This is a genomic window from Dehalobacter sp. TBBPA1 (assembly GCF_040931655.1).
Taxonomy (GTDB): Bacteria; Bacillota; Desulfitobacteriia; order Desulfitobacteriales; family Syntrophobotulaceae; genus Dehalobacter; species Dehalobacter restrictus.
On the sequence record NZ_CP162385.1, the window covers coordinates 462703 to 479361 of the forward strand.

Here is a 16659-nt window from a genome sequence, read left to right on the forward strand (position 1 = left end):
CGAGATGAGAATGATACTCATGGGTCCTCCTGGAGCAGGAAAAGGAACACAAGCCGATTTGCTCATTGAGCATTATCATATACCCCACATTTCAACTGGGGACATGTTCAGAGCCGCAATCAAGGAACAGACTGCCCTGGGAATGAAGGCCAAAGAATACATGGATGCCGGCGGCCTTGTCCCGGATGAAGTAACGATTGGGATTGTAGCCGACAGATTGGCTCAGGCTGATTGTCAAAATGGTTTCCTTCTGGACGGGTTTCCCCGTACGGCTGCCCAGGCGGATGCATTGGCGAAAATCTTAAGCGACATGAAAATTGCCCTGGACGGAGTTATCAACATTGAACTGGGCGAAGCAGATCTCTTGGAACGGCTCACCGGAAGAAGAGTCTGCAAACAGTGCGGTGCAACCTTCCATACTGTCTTCAACGCTCCTAAACAACAGGACGTTTGTGACAAGTGTGGTGGTGCACTCTACCAGAGAAGCGATGACACACTTGAAACAGCACAAAATCGGCTGAAGGTATATAATACACAGACTGAACCCCTGATTGCATATTATAACAACCAAGGCTTGCTCAAGAGAATTCAAGGGGATAAAGAAATTAAGCAGGTTTTCAGCAATGTTCTCAGCGTGTTGGAGTAAGAAGCCATGATTGAACTGAAGAGTAAGGAACAGCTTGGCCGCATGCGGAAAGCTGGCCGGATCGTGGCAGAAACTCTGGAACTGATGCGGGAAATGGTTGCCCCGGGAGTAACTACGGAACAACTGGACAGAGTAGCGGAAGATTACATTGGCAAATGCAATGCGATTCCTGCCTTCAAAGGGTATAACGGCTTCCCCGCAACACTATGTACTTCGATTAATGAAGAAGTGGTGCATGGGATCCCGGGTTTAAGGGCCCTGAAAAGTGGAGATATTATCAGTATTGATTGCGGGGCAATCATTGACGGATACGTCGGTGATTCTGCGATCACACTGCCGGTAGGAAAAATCAGCAGGGAACTTCAGAATCTGCTGGCAGTGACTGAAGAATCTCTCAGGTGTGGAATTGCCCAGGCGCTGAAAGGTAATCGGCTGTTTGATATATCCTGCGCTATTCAGACGTATGTAGAAGAGAATACAATGTCGGTCGTTCGGGACTATGTTGGTCACGGAATCGGCAGAAAAATGCATGAAGAACCTCAAGTACCCAATTTTGGCAAACCCGGCAGGGGGCCGAGACTCGAGGTAGGAATGGTCCTGGCGATAGAACCAATGGTCAACTTAGGAGGCTATCAGGTTGAGACTCTTGAGAACCAGTGGACTGTAGTAACGAAAGATCGCCGAGCATCGGCGCATTTTGAACACACAGTGGCCATCACTGAAAATGGCCCGGAAATACTAACTCGAATTGAAGGCTGAAGACCGGTAAATAAATGTCAAAGGAGGGATAGGCGCAAATGTCAAAAGAAGATGTGATTGAGGTCGAAGGCAAAGTACTGGAACCATTGCCGAACGCAATGTTTACGGTAGAATTAAACAATGGTCATAAGGTACTGGCGCATGTCTCCGGCAAGATTCGGATGCATTTTATCAGAATTTTGCCTGGAGATCGGGTCACGGTGGAGCTTTCTCCCTATGACTTGACCAGAGGAAGAATTGTGTACAGATTTAAGTAAGGACAAGGGAGGAATCACAGGTGAAAGTAAGACCTTCTGTGAAACCGATTTGTGAAAAGTGTAAAATTATTAGACGGCACGGAAAAGTAATGGTTATTTGCGAAAATCCGAAACATAAGCAACGCCAGGGCTAAATCGAGGATGAAGTTCGAGGTTCGAAGGTCGATGATTAAGCATCAAAGATCTAGCAGACAATACCGGACAACGAACTTAGAATATCGATTAGCAATATGTGCGGGTTGTCGCCTTTGGACCGGATTAACACTAACAAAGTCGGACGCTAAATATGAAAATCAAGTAACTGGAACTAATTATCGAACATGGGGGTGTGAAATTTAGATGGCACGTATCGCAGGGGTGGATATACCTCGGGACAAACGTGTTGAGGTTGCACTTACCTACATCTATGGTATCGGCAATTCTCAATCCAAAAAAATCCTGACAAAAACACAGATTAACCCTGACACCAGGGTCAAAGATCTTACAGACGACGAAGTCGCCAAGATCAGGGAAACAATTGATAAAGAATACAAGGTCGAAGGCGATCTGCGTCGGGAAGTGTCCCTTAACATTAAAAGACTGATGGAAATCGGCAGTTATCGTGGCCTTCGCCATCGTCGTGGACTACCTGTGCGCGGACAGCGGACCAAAACCAATGCCCGTACACGCAAAGGTCCCGCAAGAGCAATTGGCGGAAAGAAGAAAAAGTAAAGGGGGGCATTGAAGCATGGCTCGTAAAGTTGTTCGTACCAGAAAAAGAGAACGTAAAAATGTTGAAAGCGGCATAGCACATATTAAGTCGACTTTTAATAATACGATTGTCACCATAACAGACACGACCGGAAACGCACTTTCCTGGTCCAGTTCCGGTTCTTTGGGTTTCAAAGGATCACGTAAAAGCACACCTTTTGCTGCGCAGATGGCTGCAGAGACAGCTGCCAAAGCAGCAATGGAGCATGGGCTCAAAATTGTTGAATGTTTTGTGAAAGGTCCAGGATCAGGCCGTGAAGCCGCAATCAGAGCATTGCAGGCGGCAGGTCTGGAAGTGAACCTTATTCGGGACGTAACTCCGGTACCGCATAACGGATGTCGGCCGCCCAAACGCAGAAGAGTATAGGGGGTGTAAAACATGGCTAAATATACAGAATCAGTATGTCGTCTGTGCCGGCGTGAGGGTCAGAAGTTATTCCTGAAAGGGGATCGCTGCTATACCAATAAATGTGCTGTGGACCGTCGGGCGTATGCTCCGGGCATGCACGGACAGGCTAGAGGCAAAAAACCGACTGAGTACGGCATTCAGCTCAGAGAAAAGCAGAAAGTCCGGAGGATCTACGGCGTTCTTGAGAAACAGTTCCGTGGATATTTCGACAAAGCTGCCCGCCAAAAAGGTATGACCGGGGAAAATCTTCTCCGTTTATTGGAACGCCGTTTGGATAATGTTGTTTTCAGACTTGGCTTTGCTTCATCCAGACCCGAAGCACGTCAGCTTGTGACACATGGTCATATCACAATCAATGGCAAACGCGTCGATATTGCATCTTATCTCGTCAGCACTGGCGAAGCAATTTCGATTAAAGGAAGCAGCAAAGACAACAATAGAATCAAGGAAATGGCCGAATCCTTAAAGGATCGTGCTGTTCCTGCATGGTTAAGCCTGGATATCAACAGCATCACAGGGACTGTAATCAACATGCCAACCCGTGAAGATATTCAGATTCCGATTGAAGAACATCTTATTGTAGAGAAATATTCTCGTTAAACTTTTCCGGGAAAGAAGGGGTGCATTCCGATGCTTGAAATCGAAAAGCCCAATATTGAATGTGTTGAGAGATCTGAAGATAATACCTATGCCAAATTCATTATTGAACCCTTAGAGAGAGGCTATGGCATTACCTTGGGGAATTCCCTGCGTCGTATCCTGCTTTCTTCTCTACCCGGGTCCGCGGTTACTTCAGTAAAAATAGAAGGCGTACTACACGAATTCTCAACCATTCCAGGAGTCTTGGAAGACGTAACTGAGATCATTCTCAATATTAAATCCCTCGCTCTCAAAGGCCATACGGATGAACCGCGCGTTCTGCGTTTGGAATGTGAAGGGGAACGGGTTGTTACCGCAAGAGACATTATCACCGGTCCCGATATTGAGATTCTCAATCCAGATTTGAAGATCGCCACGTTGGATAAAGACGGACGTCTCTTCATGGAAATGAACGTCGAACGTTCCCGCGGCTATGTGTCAGCTGAGAAGAATAAAAAAGCAGATCAGGTAATCGGCGTTATTCCTGTCGATTCCATTTTTACCCCAATTTATAAAGTCAACTATGCTGTAGAAGATACCCGGGTCGGTATGATGACTGACTTTGACAAGCTTACCCTGGAAGTATGGTCTAACGGCAGTATTACCCCGAAAGAGGCAACGAGTCTCGCAGCCAAGATTTTGAGCGAACATTTGAGGCTCTTTATCGGACTGAACGATAATCTGGGTAATGTTGAAATCATGGTGGAAAAAGAAGAAGAGGCCAAAGATAAGATTCTGGAAATGACCATTGAAGAACTGGATCTTTCCGTAAGATCTTATAATTGCCTGAAACGCGCCGGCATAAACAGCGTTGAAGAACTGACACAAAGAACTGAAGAAGATATGATTAAAGTACGCAATCTTGGGCGCAAATCTCTGGAAGAAGTCGAACACAAGCTCAGAGAACTTGAGCTGGGATTCCGTACTCCGGAAGATTAAACCTAAAGGGGGGATCACAGTTGGCATACCGTAAGCTTGGAGTTAACATGAGCCGCAGAAGGGCTATGTTAAGAAATATTGTAACTTCCTTGCTGAAGCATGGAAAGATTGAGACAACAGAAGCAAGAGCAAAAGAACTGAATTCCCTGGCAGAGAATATGATTACCCTAGGCAAAAGGGGTGACCTGGCTGCCAGACGTCAGGCGATGGAATTTTTGCTGGATGAGACGGTAGTAAAAGAGCTTTTTGATACAATAGCTCCGAAATATGCCGATAGGCAGGGTGGCTACACCAGAATCATGAAAAACGGCTATCGTCGTGGAGATGCTGCCGAAATGGTTTTAGTTGAGCTTGTGGACTAAGATGAAGGCCTAATTTCGAAGTTCGAAGTTCGAGGTTCGGTGTTCGATCGCAGATAACGGAAACCGGATACCAGGAATTGATTGATACCGGGTAACGAAACCAAATAAGCGTATCGATAACCATTAATCACACACATGAATCGTACCTCTGAACATTGACACATGTTCAGCTTCGAACTTCCTGTTGGCTCTTTTGAAAACAAGCATACCGTCCAGTTCAATATTATAAGATTGCTGGAGAAAAAAATGCGCAACATCCTTCTGCGATTAGCCTATGATGGTACAAACTACCACGGATTCCAGCGCCAGCCAGAGGAACATGGACAAACTATCCAGGGAGAACTGGAAAAGGTCTGGAAGAAGCTTTTTGCCGAAGAAATAAAAATCACAACAGCGGGCAGGACGGATACTGGTGTACACGCTGCCGGCCAAGTGGTTAATTTCTGCTCAGAAGCGCGTATTCCGCAGGAGAAGATTCCTAAGGCCATGAACAGTATTCTGCCGTATGATATCAGAATACGTGAGGCCAGGGATATGCCTGAAGATTTTAGTGCCAGGAAAAGCGCCAAGTGGAAGAGATACGATTACAGAATCGATAACGGACGAATTCCTGACGTATTCAGAAGACTGTATTCTCTCCATGAGCCGTTGCAGCTGAATGTCAGCGCCATGCAAATGGCTGCTTCCCAGCTTGAAGGGAAACATGACTTCAGTGCATTTGCCGCTGCTGGGTCTTCGGCTAAAAGTTTTGTCCGGACACTGTACCGCTGCAAAGTATGTTGGCTGGATGAACAAATCGTTGTTACCTGTATTGGTGACGGGTTTCTATATAACATGGTAAGAATTATTGCCGGTACCTTGATAGATGCGGGTAAAGGCCGAACACAGCCGGAAGAAATCCCTGAAGTACTAGCGTCCAGGGATCGAACCAAAGCAGGTGAAACTGCTCCGGCCAGAGGACTCACCTTGACCTATGTCAATTATCACGCATCCAGTCCCGGTGAAATCTTTCCGGAACTTTAAGAAACAGGAAACCATAGGTTGACGAAAGACGTTATTTTAGTTAAACTTTTTAAGTAGTCTTTTACCGAACGTGAATGAGCCCTTCACGTCCGGTGATGATATAACGAACTCAAAAATCGTACATGAGAACATGATGGACGCGATTAAAAATGGAGGGAACCAACATGACCACCACGCAATTTGCGAAAGCCCATGAGGTGGACCGTAAATGGTTAGTCATTGACGCAGCCGGTGTTTCTTTGGGAAGAGTGGCAGCTGAAGCCGCCCGCTTACTCAGAGGAAAACATAAGCCGATATTTACCCCGAACGTTGACACAGGTGATTTTGTCATTATCGTCAATGCAGATAAAACATTGATTACCGGCAATAAACTGGATAAGAAAATGTATCGCTGGCACACCGGTTATCCAGGCGGACTGAAAGAAATGACCTACCGAGTGCTGATGAGCAAAGCCCCCGAAAAAGCTATGGAACATGCTGTAAAAGGAATGCTTCCTCACAACAAACTTGGTGCACAGATGTATAAGAAACTTAAAGTATACTCGGGACCGGAACATCCGCATCAGGCCCAAAAAGCAGAAGTATGGAATATGAAATAGTTGGAAGGAGGTAAAAGCATGTCAGCACAGCTTCAGTATCAAGGCACAGGCAGAAGGAAAAATGCAGTTGCCCGGGTCAGACTTCTGGCCGGTAACGGAAAATATACGATTAACGACAGAGACCTAAGTGAATACTTCGGCAAGAAAACTTTAGAGATGATTGTTCAGCAGCCCTTAGAAGTTACTGAAACTTTAGGGAAATACGATTTAATTGCCAGAGTTCACGGCGGCGGTACAACCGGCCAGGCCGGTGCCCTCAGAATGGGTATTGCCAGAGCTTTGCTTAAAGCAGATGAAAGTCTTCGTCCGGCTTTAAAACGCGCAGGTTTTCTTACCCGTGACCCGCGTATGAAAGAGCGCCGCAAATACGGACTCAAAAAGGCCCGCAAAGCGCCTCAATTCTCGAAACGTTAATATCCAAGAAACAGCGAATCCCTCAACTAAAGGTTGGGGGATTTTTCTCTTTTTCTCATTTTTTACCTTTCTATACTTTATTAATTGAATAAAAAAATTGCTGATATCATTTTGACCATAAAAATGCGGGTATTATGTTGAAAACAGGTGAAGTGATTGGCAAAACAAAATCACTGCATGCAGACAGGCAAACCTTATCCGATCAAAGGTCGCTGAAATCATTCCCTTTTGAATAATTCACTGCCCTTCACCATAGATATAGGTGAGAGGGGGAAAACCATGGCCAAACACCTGAATTATTCACGGATCAGTGGACTGATGCACGGACAGATAATGCCAAGACCAAAGATTATACTGGCATCAAGCATTCTCATTCTTCTGGCCGTAACCGGTATTTTTCTCAGCCAGAAAACAGCAGTGCATACCGCCAAGGATGTTCCCGGATGGAGCTGGATACTTGGCGGAGTAACCATTTCGATCGATGCCGGTCATGGCGGGGTTGACCCTGGGGCTGTTGGTGTCAATAAAACCCTGGAGAAGGATGTGAATCTAGAAGTTTCTAAAAGGCTGCAGGTACTTTTCACCCAGGCCGGAAGCAAAGTTGTGATGCTAAGGGAGCAGGACCGGGATTTTGGGACTTCTTTAAGCTTGCTTCAACGCAAAAGAGAGGACTTGGCCTACCGGATTCAGACCGCTATGGAATCCCAGGCTAAAATATATCTGAGTATTCATGCCAATAGTTTTTCCGATCAAAGACAGCATGGCCCGCAAGTGTTTTATCATCCGGAATCCGATGGAGGAAAACTGCTGGCTGAAAGTATCCAGCAAAGTTTGAATAAAGTCGGAACAAAAAAACGGGAAGCAAAGGCAAACCAAAGCTATTTTATCCTCAAGAATACGGATATGGTGGCCGTGACAATTGAAGTCGGGTTCCTGTCCAATCCGGAGGAAGAAAAGAAATTAAACGAAAGTGCTTATCAGCAGCAGCTGGCCATGGCTATTTTCGAAGGAGTGGGCAATTATCTGGCCAAAGAACAGCCGGTGGCGGCAGCCGATTAATTTTGAAATTACCATCCTAGCAATAAATAAAGGAAGATACGCAATTAATCCCGAATATATCAGATAATCGCTTTGGAAGCTGCAACGCACCTGACCTTTCAAAGACTCGTGCTTAACGCCATTTCAAATTAATTTCAAAGAGTAAAAAAGAGTAAAAAACTAAAAAGAAGAATTGTCTATTTTGCCCAGAAGCATTGTTTATAAATTGTTTAGATTCTGTTTACAGATATTCAAGATATTGGGAGTAAAATAAGATCAGGAAGCTTTCCAATATTTGAAAAGGAGTAAGTGAAGATGAGAATATCTAAAAAAGCGGCGCTGCCGTTAGTCTTTACTGTCGGGATTCTGTTGTTTGCGACGACTGCACTGGCGGACATTGTCAGCAAGAGCGGCTATGATACGCTTAAGGACGGCTTGAAGCAAAGCGCCGCGAGCTGTTCAGAGAAATTTAACAATTTTACCCTGGATTATTCATTTGCCATAAAGTATAACGGTGAAATCATCAGTTCCCAGAACGATGTGAAAAAGTTTGACCGGCTGAATGGTGCGACCGAAGACAGCTCCCACAGTCTGAGTCAGGACGGAAAGGTTTCCGATTCTTATTACTATACGGATAAGAATACCTGGATCAATGGCACGGATATCGGCACCAGCAATGAAGCTTATTACTATACCGAATATACCCAGGAGCGTGAAATGGATGTATTTGACAATCCTTTTAAACAGGATGAAGCGGAAGATGTTGAAAAGATTGTGGATGCGGTTGTCGGCAGTTTGAAGGACCATGTGGTTGTTCAGGAAAATGCCGATGGCAGCAAAGGGCTTTCGGGTTCCCTGTCTGAAGTACAGATTCCGGCTTTAGTCAACGCGGTGGCTTCCCTTCAGGTCAAACAGGCTTTTTCGGGACAAAACAGCTATAGTGCCAGAATCCCTGTACTAACGCAGGATATCTATGTGAAACAAATTGAAGGGTCGGCCACAGTTAATTCGGACGGTCTCATGGATTATATTCTGGCGACAGTGATATTATCCGGGAAGGACGCACAGGAACAGGTCCATGAAATTACGATGGAAACGCTTGTAAAATTGACGGATATCAACGAAACGGTTGTTCAGAAGCCGGATCTTAGCGGCAAAGAAGTTCAGAGAACAACAGAAAGAAACAGTGTCGGACCTCAGATCTCCAATCCTGAAAAATTTATCGGGACATTTAAAAACGATATTATCATTGAGCAAGACGGTAAATTTATCAAGATTGGCGAGCGTATTCTGCAAATCGCCCATGTTGAGAGCGCAAATATTGCCGGAAAATATTCCGAGGAATTCAGAGAAGGCTTTGAAACGTATGCTCAGAATGCCTTGGCCTTTACGTTTGACGCCACAACTTCCAATCAGGCAAAATCGGATGCCATGTTTGAATTCAGAGATAATGATGGATCGAACCGGTCCGGAAGTATCTATCTGGATGAAGCAAATGCCAAGGTGTATTTCAACTTGAACATGTCTAATGGGTCTTACGATTCCGTCTTCTCGCCTGTCCTGGAATGAACAGATGCTGTTAGATGACAGATAACGAATAACAAAACGAATAACAAATAGCAAATAGCAAATAGCTTAAAATTGGAGCTGCCGGGGTATCTCGGCAGGCTCCTTGCAGTGCGCAATGGGGGCAATTAAATGGAAAAAGTGATTGAAATATGCAGCCTGACCAAACTGTATAAAAATGGCCGGGGCATTGACGATATCAATCTGGAAATTGATCAGGGGGATATTTTTGGTTTTCTTGGGCCAAACGGTGCAGGAAAAACAACGGCAATGAAGATCATGACTGGGTTGATCCGGCCGGACCGCGGTGACGTCAGGATTTTCGGGCATAGTATTACCGAATCGTACGAGAAGGCCATGGCGGAAGTTGGCTGTATTATTGAAATTGCTGACTCTTATCCGTTTTTGACCGCTTATGAGAACTTAAGGCAGCGTGCCCGGTTTTATCAGGGAGTCGATGACCGCAGAATTGACGAGGTTCTGGAGCTTACCGGTATGATCAAATACAAACAGGAAAAACCTAGGAAGTTTTCCCTGGGCATGAAGCAGCGCTTGGGCTTAGCTGCAGCTATTCTGGCCAGGCCCAAAGTTTTGATCCTGGATGAGCCGTTGAACGGACTCGATGTCGAGGGGATGATCGATGTCCGTAATCTCATTAAGCAGATGGCTGAACAGGAAGGAACCACCTTTTTTATTTCAAGCCATCTGATCCATGATGTCGAACTTACCTGCAGCAGGATCGGGGTCATCGTCAATGGAAAGATGCTCAATGTGGACAGCACGGAAAAGATTCTGCAAAATTACGCCACGTTGGAGAATTACTTTGTCAGTGAGGTGGAACGTAATGGCCGTGTATAAAGCTGCTTTGATCAATGAAATTGAAAAGCTGTACAAAAAGAAAAAAGCCCTGGTTGCGCTGATTATTTCACTGGTTGTGATTGTACTGGGGCAGCTGGCCGTCGTTGGTGTCAGAAGCGGCTTTGGCGTAAGAGGTGCCGGCAGCGTAGAATTTCCCGTACTGGTTTTGTCGGTCGTCGTCAATACGATTCTGCCGCTGTTTACAGCGCTCATTGCCATTGACTGTTTTTCCGGGGAGTTCTCCCATAACCTGATGCGCGTCACGCTGACCAGGCCGGTCAGCAGGCTAAAAATCTATACGGCCAAAGTCACGGCTATTGCAGTCTTTATTCTGGCCAACCTGCTGATCTTAATGGTCTTCTCCATGCTGGCCGGTTTTCTGTTTAATGCCAATTCCGCTACGATTACCGCTGTAGCGAGAACCGTGCTCGTTTATGTGATCAGCCTGTTTCCGCTGTTTACATTGGCCCTAGGGATTGTGTTTTTGGCCAATATTCTAAAGAGCGGCACGTCAGTATTTTTTGTTGCAATTATTGCTTTTCTGGCCATCAAGGCTTTTGGTATTTTCTTTTCCGAGTACGCAAGCCTGTTGATTACCACACAGCTCGACTGGTACAATTTGTGGCTGGCCAATTCTTTGCCGCTGGCGAAGATTGGACGGGAGTTTTGTCTGATGCTTGGCTACGCACTGATGTTTTTTGCAGCGGGGTTTTATTTGTTTGATAAAAAAGAGTTCTAGATCTCAGAATTTGCTTAAAATGATGCTAAATGACTGAATAAGAGGACCGGCAATGAATCTTAAGAAGCGTTTAATTGCAGCAAATGCAGCTACCGTGGCGATTCCGGTGCTGATTACAGCACTGGTCGCCATAGCGTATCTGTTTATATACAGCAAACTATATGGCAATATATATTCCTGGGAAAGCTACCAGCGGGCCTCTAAGATTGAAGCAGCACTGATGGATACAGAAAGACTGATCCAGCAGGAGAGCCCCGACGCGATTGCTGATGAAAAGTTTCAGCGGCTGTTGCGCCAAAAAATAGCCGAAATCGGAGGCGAACTGATCGTCCTGAAGGATGAAAGCATGATCTATACCTCGCTGGATGCAACGGGAATTGGCAAAATTGAGTTGGCAAAGGCTCTGGAAGCAGGACAAAACAAGCCTGGCAAAGAAACCGTTGTGATCGGCAGTCAGCCCTTTACGGTTCAAATTATTGAACAGGATCCGGCAGATACCGCCGGAGGAACCGTGCTGTTGCTCGTTCCGCCGGATCAGGCAGCTAATGGCCTGATTCAATTTCTCATTGTGATCGGCCTGACGTTCCTCTGCTCGTTCATTGTTACGAACATCCTGATCTCCTATCAGTTTTCGCGGGCGGTTTTGCAGCCTCTGAATCATCTGCAGCATGCTGCAGGTGAGATTCGGACCGGCAACCTGGACTGCCAGATTGCCGAAGAAGGTGACCGGGAGATTGAAGCATTGTGCCGGGACCTCGAGCTTATGCGCCTTAAGCTCAAGGAATCGATCCATACCCAGCTGAAATATGAAGACAACAGAAAAATGCTGATATCCAGCATATCCCATGATTTAAAGACTCCCGTTACGTCGATTAAGGGTTATGTTGAAGGTATTTTGGATGGTGTCGCAAATACCCCGGAAAAAACGGAGAAATATTTAAAAACCATCTATGTAAAGGCTGAGCAGGTTGATAAGATGATTGATGATTTGCTGCTCTACGCCAAACTTGATCTAAACCAGATTCCGTTTAATTTTGAAAGGACCGATGTTCAGGAATTTATTAGAAGCTGTTTGCTGGAAAGTGAACCTGAACTCGAAAACAATAGAATACACACGGAAATGTTCAGTGACCTGACCCAAAAGCGCTGCGTTTTTCTTGATCGGGAACGAATGAAAAGAATTGTAATGAACATTCTGGATAACTCCCGTAAGTATATGGACAAAGATGAGGCAGTGATAAGGGTTCTGCTCAGGGAGACTCCTTCCAGTATTATTATGGAGTTTCAGGACAATGGGTGTGGAGTCAGTGAAAAGGATCTGCCGTATATTTTTGACCGGTTTTACCGTTCCGATCAGGCCAGAACAGGGATTGAGGGAAGCGGCCTCGGACTTGCGATTGCCAAACAGGTCGTTGAGGGGCATCAGGGTATTATCTGGGCAATGTCCCACGGCAAGGAAGGAATGAGTATTCTGATTTCACTGGCCTATCTTAAAGACTAGTACCCCGTCAATTCTAAATCTACATGAAGAAAACCATCCAAAACGAGGACTGTTATGAAAAAAATTCTGATTATTGAAGATGATCTGAATATTGCGGAACTGCAACAAGATTACCTGGAAGTGGAAGGTTTTGCAGCCGACATTTGTGCGGATGGTTTTGCCGGTCTGAAGCAGTTCCAGGAAAACGGCTATGATCTTCTAATCCTTGATATCATGCTTCCGGGTCTGGATGGTCTGGAGATTCTGCGCAGTCTAAGAGATGAAAAAGAGGTCCCTGTGATTTTGGTATCTGCTAAAAAAGAGGAAATCGACAAAATCAAAGGCTTTAATCTCGGAGCGGATGATTATATCACGAAACCCTTCAGCCCCGGTGAACTTGTCGCCAGGGTCAAAGCTCATCTGCAGAATTATGAAAAACTGAAGAAGAAATTCAGCGAAAAGCAGATAAGCAACAACGCTGTTGTGATCCGTGGACTCAGGATCGAGAAAGAAGCCCGCAGGGTCTATATCCATAACCGGGAAGCAAATCTCGCCCAGAAAGAATTTGAGCTGCTTTTATATCTGGCCAAGCATCCCAACCGGGTATTCGGCAGAGACGAATTATTCGAAAAGGTCTGGGGACTTGAGGCACTCGGTGATTCCGCTACGGTCACGGTTCATATCGCCCGGCTGCGCGATAAAATTGAAAGCGACCCTTCCAACCCGCAATATATCGAAACGGTCTGGGGAGCGGGCTATCGGTTCAGGGTTTAATTAGAACATCAGAAATGAACCCATTACGCAGCAAAGGAAGAAGATCATTTTGAAAAGAAAACAATCTAAAATCGCAATTGCCACGGTAGTTATATTATTTATTGTTGCCGGGTTAATGAGCTTTCTGGGCGGATCTGAAGTAGTCAGTGTGTTTTCTCGGTACAATTCTAATCAGGACCAGACAACCCCGCAAGATAACCAGACTTCTTATCATAACCAACAGAATGGAACGGCTGAAAACAGCGGTGGGAATAACCAGGGTACAGAAAACAATCAGAATGCTGAAGTACAACAGCAGGAATCCGCGAATAGACAGCAGGAAACGGCCAACTCTCAGGAAACACAGCAAAGCCACTACCGGATTGATGTTGATGTGACCGAACAAATTGTCCGGATCTATTATCGGGATTCTGAAATCAAACAATTTACAGCGTCGACAGGCGTCAATAATTTGACTCCGCTGGGGGATTTTGAAATTCAAAACCGTGGCGAATGGTTTTTCTCGGAAAAATACCAGCAGGGCGCCAAATACTGGGTCTCTTTCAAAGACTGGGGTGTATACCTTTTCCATTCCGTCCCGATGGATGAACAGAAAAAAATGATTGCCGAAGAAGCGGCTAAACTTGGCACACCGGCTTCTCATGGCTGTATCAGGCTCGAAGTGGAAAACGCCAAATGGATTTATGACAACATTCCGCAGGGAACGAAGGTGCATATTCATTAATGTTATTAATGATGCCTAAAGACGTGTTGTAAGGTCTCATGGAAAATACTTTTCGCATAACGGAGAGTATTTTTTTTGGAAAAAGACGGAATGTATAGTAAGATAAACTTTAGATAACTTGATCAGAATAATTTAAAAGAAGTATTGGAGAAAAGTAAAAATAAATGGCTTAAGTATTGAATAATTATTCGTCCGTGTGTATAATTATTAAATAAACTAAACGCTGCATTACCGTTACAGGAGGGATATAGATGATTAAAGTTGGGATTCTTGGAGCAACCGGCTATACAGGGCAGGAATTGCTTCGTTTATTAAATAACCATCCGGAGGTCACGCTGGCGTATTTAGGCTCTTCTACATCTGCGGGAAAGCGTATTTCAGATATTTGCCCTCACCTTCAGGAAAGTCTGGAAAACGTGCTGGAGGCAGAGGAGATACCTGATGTCAACGTGATGTTTATGGCACTGCCGCATGGTATAGCAGCGGCCAGAGCCAGGGAATTGATGGAACGCGGCATAAAAATTGTGGATCTTGGAGCCGACTTCAGACTTAAAGACGCCCAGGAGTATGAAAATTGGTATAAGGTTAAGCATGCTGATCCAGCTCTGCTGCCAGAGGCTGTCTACGGACTACCTGAACTATACAGAAATGAAATTGCGGGGAAAGCCCTTGTGGCGAATCCGGGCTGTTATCCCACAGCATCCCAGCTAGCACTGGTGCCGCTACTCCGGACAAGACTGCTTGATCCAACCGGCATCATCATCGATGCCAAGTCAGGTGTCTCAGGAGCAGGCCGCGGGATTGTCCAGAACCTTCATTATTCCGAAGTAAATGAGAATTTTAAAGCTTACGGTGTTGGTGTGCATCGCCACACACCGGAGATCGAGCAGCAGCTAAGCGGGGCAGCGGATGCGAAAGTCATGATTAGTTTTACCCCGCATCTCGTGCCAATGACCCGAGGCATACTGGTTACCGTTTATGCAACTGTCAAGAGTGGAATAACGGAGCAGGAACTGCGGGATTGCTGGCAGCAAGCTTACGAGAAAGAACCGTTTATTCATGTGCTGCCGGAGAAAGAGTGGCCCCAAACGAAATATACGTATGGGAGCAACCACGCATTCCTTCAGCTAAGATATGACCAGCGGACCTGCAGGGTCGTCCTGGTTTCCGTGATTGACAATTTGGTCAAAGGAGCATCCGGCCAGGCCATCCAGAATATGAACATCCTGTTTGAGCTGCCGGAAACGATGGGCCTTCAAACCACTGCGCTCTGGCCATAGGAGATAAGTGGGCGTTTCATTTGTCCCCAAACATCTAGAGACAGAAAAAATCGAAGGAGGAATAAAAATGACGGATAAATTATATCCTTGGCAAGAAATAAATGGCGGGATTTCCGCGCCGCTCGGATTTTATGCCTGCGGGGTCAAAGCAGGAATCAAATATCAAGATAAATACGATCTGGCGCTGATCTTATCTGAGATCCCGGCCACTGCGGCAGGGATGTTCACGCGTAATGTCGTGAAGGCCCACCCACTGGTACTCACCGAGAAACATCTTGCAGACGGCAAAGCGCAGGCTGTTATTGTCAACAGCGGCAATGCCAATGCCTGTATGGGCGAGATTGGAGAAAACGCTGCCTTGGAGATGGCCAGGGTGACCGCAGCAGAGCTCGCCTTTGCTCCGGAAGATATTCTGGTATCGTCTACAGGGGTAATCGGGCAGGAACTGCCACTGGCTAAAGTCATCCCAGGAATCAGGCTCGCAGCAAAGGAAGTTCAGGCACTTAAGGGAAAAGTCTCCGAAAGTGAAAAAACTGAATACGCTCACCAGGCGGCGTTGGCTATTATGACCACAGACACGGTTTGCAAAGAACTTGCTTTTGAACTGCAGTGTGCCCAGGGAACGATAAAACTTGGCATCATGGCTAAAGGCTCGGGTATGATCCACCCTAATATGGGAACGATGCTGTGTTTTATCACGACGGATGCGCAGGTTGCGCAGGATAAGCTGAAAGGGCTGCTGAAGGCAGAAACGGATGAAAGCTTTAATATGGTGACCGTGGATGGAGATACCAGTACGAACGATATGGTCGTGATCTTAGCCAACGGATTATCGGGAGTTGCGCCGGAAGGTCAGGAATGGGAGGATTTTTCTGCCATGGTCCGGGAAGCCTGCTGTACGATGGCCAAAGCGATTGCAAGAGACGGCGAAGGGGCCAGCAAGTTCCTGGAAGTGAAAGTTGCAGGGGCCGCATCATTGGAAGCAGCTAGAATGATTGCCCGCAGTGTCTGTTCCTCTAATTTGGTGAAATCGGCTATGTATGGCGAAGATGCCAACTGGGGAAGGATCCTGGCTGCAGCGGGATACTCCAGAGCCAGCTTTGATCCGAATAAAGCGGATATCTACCTGAATGGACTGCAGGTCGCTGCACACGGACAGGGCCTGCCATTTTCCGAGACGGAAGCTTCGGTTTTGCTGAAGAATGCAGATATTAAGGTCGACGTCGTTCTGGGTGACGGAAAAGAACAGGCTGTGGCCTGGGGTTGTGATCTTACACATAAGTATATTGACATCAACGCTGATTACCGGACGTAATAATGCCAGCGTAATTGAGTGACTATTAAATATAAATGTTAGTTCCGGTAATTATCTGTTTAAAACACTTGAGTTTTTTGAGACACCT

The 16659-nt window shown here is 45.9% G+C and carries 21 protein-coding genes; all 21 read left to right on the top strand.

Translation table 11 applies throughout. The annotated features are described in order from the left end of the window. Positions 1–4: 4 nt before the first annotated feature. The 21 genes from AB3489_RS02305 to argJ all read left to right on the top strand — a co-directional run bounded on the left by AB3489_RS02305 (position 5) and on the right by argJ (position 16571). Complete coding sequence (locus AB3489_RS02305; protein ID WP_019225215.1) at positions 5–646, top strand: adenylate kinase; 642 nt, start codon at positions 5–7, stop codon at positions 644–646. 6 nt (positions 647–652) lie between these two features. Then, positions 653–1405 (top strand): type I methionyl aminopeptidase, encoded by a 753-nt coding sequence (map, locus tag AB3489_RS02310; RefSeq protein WP_368293809.1) that lies wholly within the window; start codon positions 653–655, stop codon positions 1403–1405. Between the two features lie 38 nt (positions 1406–1443). Continuing rightward, entirely contained in the window at positions 1444–1662 is a 219-nt protein-coding gene (infA, locus tag AB3489_RS02315; RefSeq protein ID WP_015043920.1) for a translation initiation factor IF-1, read from the top strand. 20 nt (positions 1663–1682) lie between these two features. Next, entirely contained in the window at positions 1683–1796 is a 114-nt protein-coding gene (rpmJ, locus tag AB3489_RS02320; RefSeq protein ID WP_021315208.1) for a 50S ribosomal protein L36, read from the top strand. Between the two features lie 205 nt (positions 1797–2001). Further along, positions 2002–2373 (top strand): 30S ribosomal protein S13, encoded by a 372-nt coding sequence (rpsM, locus tag AB3489_RS02325; protein ID WP_015043919.1) that lies wholly within the window; start codon positions 2002–2004, stop codon positions 2371–2373. 16 nt (positions 2374–2389) lie between these two features. After that, positions 2390–2779 (top strand): 30S ribosomal protein S11, encoded by a 390-nt coding sequence (gene rpsK / locus AB3489_RS02330; RefSeq protein WP_015043918.1) that lies wholly within the window; start codon positions 2390–2392, stop codon positions 2777–2779. Positions 2780–2791: 12 nt separating this feature from the next. Then, positions 2792–3421 carry a 30S ribosomal protein S4 gene (gene rpsD, locus AB3489_RS02335; protein ID WP_368293810.1) on the top strand — a complete coding sequence of 210 codons (630 nt, stop codon included), beginning with the start codon at positions 2792–2794 and terminating at the stop codon, positions 3419–3421. Between the two features lie 30 nt (positions 3422–3451). After that, complete coding sequence (locus AB3489_RS02340) at positions 3452–4399, top strand: DNA-directed RNA polymerase subunit alpha (RefSeq protein WP_019225218.1); 948 nt, start codon at positions 3452–3454, stop codon at positions 4397–4399. A 20-nt stretch (positions 4400–4419) separates the two neighbouring features. After that, positions 4420–4761, top strand: a complete 342-nt coding sequence (gene rplQ, locus AB3489_RS02345) for a 50S ribosomal protein L17 (protein WP_368293811.1) — start codon at positions 4420–4422, stop codon at positions 4759–4761. Between the two features lie 162 nt (positions 4762–4923). Beyond that, positions 4924–5784: a tRNA pseudouridine(38-40) synthase TruA gene (gene truA / locus AB3489_RS02350; RefSeq protein WP_368293812.1), complete on the top strand. Its 861-nt coding sequence runs from the start codon at positions 4924–4926 to the stop codon at positions 5782–5784. 164 nt (positions 5785–5948) lie between these two features. Beyond that, a complete protein-coding gene (gene rplM, locus AB3489_RS02355; protein ID WP_015043913.1) occupies positions 5949–6383 on the top strand; it encodes a 50S ribosomal protein L13 in 435 nt (144 codons plus the stop codon). A gap of 18 nt (positions 6384–6401) precedes the next feature. After that, positions 6402–6797, top strand: a complete 396-nt coding sequence (rpsI, locus tag AB3489_RS02360) for a 30S ribosomal protein S9 (protein WP_015043912.1) — start codon at positions 6402–6404, stop codon at positions 6795–6797. Positions 6798–7076: 279 nt separating this feature from the next. Beyond that, entirely contained in the window at positions 7077–7856 is a 780-nt protein-coding gene (locus AB3489_RS02365; RefSeq protein WP_368293813.1) for an N-acetylmuramoyl-L-alanine amidase, read from the top strand. 294 nt (positions 7857–8150) lie between these two features. Further along, on the top strand, positions 8151–9404 hold the full coding sequence (locus tag AB3489_RS02370; protein ID WP_368293814.1) for a hypothetical protein: 1254 nt from the start codon (positions 8151–8153) through the stop codon (positions 9402–9404). A 129-nt stretch (positions 9405–9533) separates the two neighbouring features. After that, positions 9534–10259, top strand: a complete 726-nt coding sequence (locus AB3489_RS02375; RefSeq protein WP_368293815.1) for an ABC transporter ATP-binding protein — start codon at positions 9534–9536, stop codon at positions 10257–10259. Continuing rightward, entirely contained in the window at positions 10246–10998 is a 753-nt protein-coding gene (locus AB3489_RS02380) for an ABC transporter permease (RefSeq protein ID WP_368293816.1), read from the top strand. Before AB3489_RS02375 ends, AB3489_RS02380 begins: the two co-directional genes overlap by 14 nt. 52 nt (positions 10999–11050) lie before the next feature. Continuing rightward, on the top strand, positions 11051–12499 hold the full coding sequence (locus tag AB3489_RS02385; RefSeq protein WP_368293817.1) for an ATP-binding protein: 1449 nt from the start codon (positions 11051–11053) through the stop codon (positions 12497–12499). Between the two features lie 54 nt (positions 12500–12553). Continuing rightward, entirely contained in the window at positions 12554–13252 is a 699-nt protein-coding gene (locus AB3489_RS02390; protein WP_368293818.1) for a response regulator transcription factor, read from the top strand. Between the two features lie 49 nt (positions 13253–13301). Next, complete coding sequence (locus tag AB3489_RS02395; protein ID WP_368293819.1) at positions 13302–13976, top strand: L,D-transpeptidase; 675 nt, start codon at positions 13302–13304, stop codon at positions 13974–13976. Between the two features lie 251 nt (positions 13977–14227). Further along, positions 14228–15256 (top strand): N-acetyl-gamma-glutamyl-phosphate reductase, encoded by a 1029-nt coding sequence (gene argC, locus AB3489_RS02400; RefSeq protein WP_368293820.1) that lies wholly within the window; start codon positions 14228–14230, stop codon positions 15254–15256. Between the two features lie 67 nt (positions 15257–15323). After that, positions 15324–16571 carry a bifunctional glutamate N-acetyltransferase/amino-acid acetyltransferase ArgJ gene (argJ, locus tag AB3489_RS02405; protein WP_368293821.1) on the top strand — a complete coding sequence of 416 codons (1248 nt, stop codon included), beginning with the start codon at positions 15324–15326 and terminating at the stop codon, positions 16569–16571. Positions 16572–16659 lie beyond the last annotated feature (88 nt).

What these genes read in the sequence shown, in the direction of transcription:
- AB3489_RS02305 (WP_019225215.1), top strand. Translation starts at nt 5, where the DNA reads ATGAGAATGATACTCATGGGTCCTCCTGGAGCAGGAAAAGGAACACAA.
- map (WP_368293809.1), top strand. Translation starts at nt 653, where the DNA reads ATGATTGAACTGAAGAGTAAGGAACAGCTTGGCCGCATGCGGAAAGCT.
- infA (WP_015043920.1), top strand. Translation starts at nt 1,444, where the DNA reads ATGTCAAAAGAAGATGTGATTGAGGTCGAAGGCAAAGTACTGGAACCA.
- rpsM (WP_015043919.1), top strand. Translation starts at nt 2,002, where the DNA reads ATGGCACGTATCGCAGGGGTGGATATACCTCGGGACAAACGTGTTGAG.
- rpsK (WP_015043918.1), top strand. Translation starts at nt 2,390, where the DNA reads ATGGCTCGTAAAGTTGTTCGTACCAGAAAAAGAGAACGTAAAAATGTT.
- rpsD (WP_368293810.1), top strand. Translation starts at nt 2,792, where the DNA reads ATGGCTAAATATACAGAATCAGTATGTCGTCTGTGCCGGCGTGAGGGT.
- AB3489_RS02340 (WP_019225218.1), top strand. Translation starts at nt 3,452, where the DNA reads ATGCTTGAAATCGAAAAGCCCAATATTGAATGTGTTGAGAGATCTGAA.
- truA (WP_368293812.1), top strand. Translation starts at nt 4,924, where the DNA reads ATGTTCAGCTTCGAACTTCCTGTTGGCTCTTTTGAAAACAAGCATACC.
- rplM (WP_015043913.1), top strand. Translation starts at nt 5,949, where the DNA reads ATGACCACCACGCAATTTGCGAAAGCCCATGAGGTGGACCGTAAATGG.
- rpsI (WP_015043912.1), top strand. Translation starts at nt 6,402, where the DNA reads ATGTCAGCACAGCTTCAGTATCAAGGCACAGGCAGAAGGAAAAATGCA.
- AB3489_RS02365 (WP_368293813.1), top strand. Translation starts at nt 7,077, where the DNA reads ATGGCCAAACACCTGAATTATTCACGGATCAGTGGACTGATGCACGGA.
- AB3489_RS02370 (WP_368293814.1), top strand. Translation starts at nt 8,151, where the DNA reads ATGAGAATATCTAAAAAAGCGGCGCTGCCGTTAGTCTTTACTGTCGGG.
- AB3489_RS02375 (WP_368293815.1), top strand. Translation starts at nt 9,534, where the DNA reads ATGGAAAAAGTGATTGAAATATGCAGCCTGACCAAACTGTATAAAAAT.
- AB3489_RS02380 (WP_368293816.1), top strand. Translation starts at nt 10,246, where the DNA reads ATGGCCGTGTATAAAGCTGCTTTGATCAATGAAATTGAAAAGCTGTAC.
- AB3489_RS02385 (WP_368293817.1), top strand. Translation starts at nt 11,051, where the DNA reads ATGAATCTTAAGAAGCGTTTAATTGCAGCAAATGCAGCTACCGTGGCG.
- AB3489_RS02390 (WP_368293818.1), top strand. Translation starts at nt 12,554, where the DNA reads ATGAAAAAAATTCTGATTATTGAAGATGATCTGAATATTGCGGAACTG.
- argC (WP_368293820.1), top strand. Translation starts at nt 14,228, where the DNA reads ATGATTAAAGTTGGGATTCTTGGAGCAACCGGCTATACAGGGCAGGAA.
- argJ (WP_368293821.1), top strand. Translation starts at nt 15,324, where the DNA reads ATGACGGATAAATTATATCCTTGGCAAGAAATAAATGGCGGGATTTCC.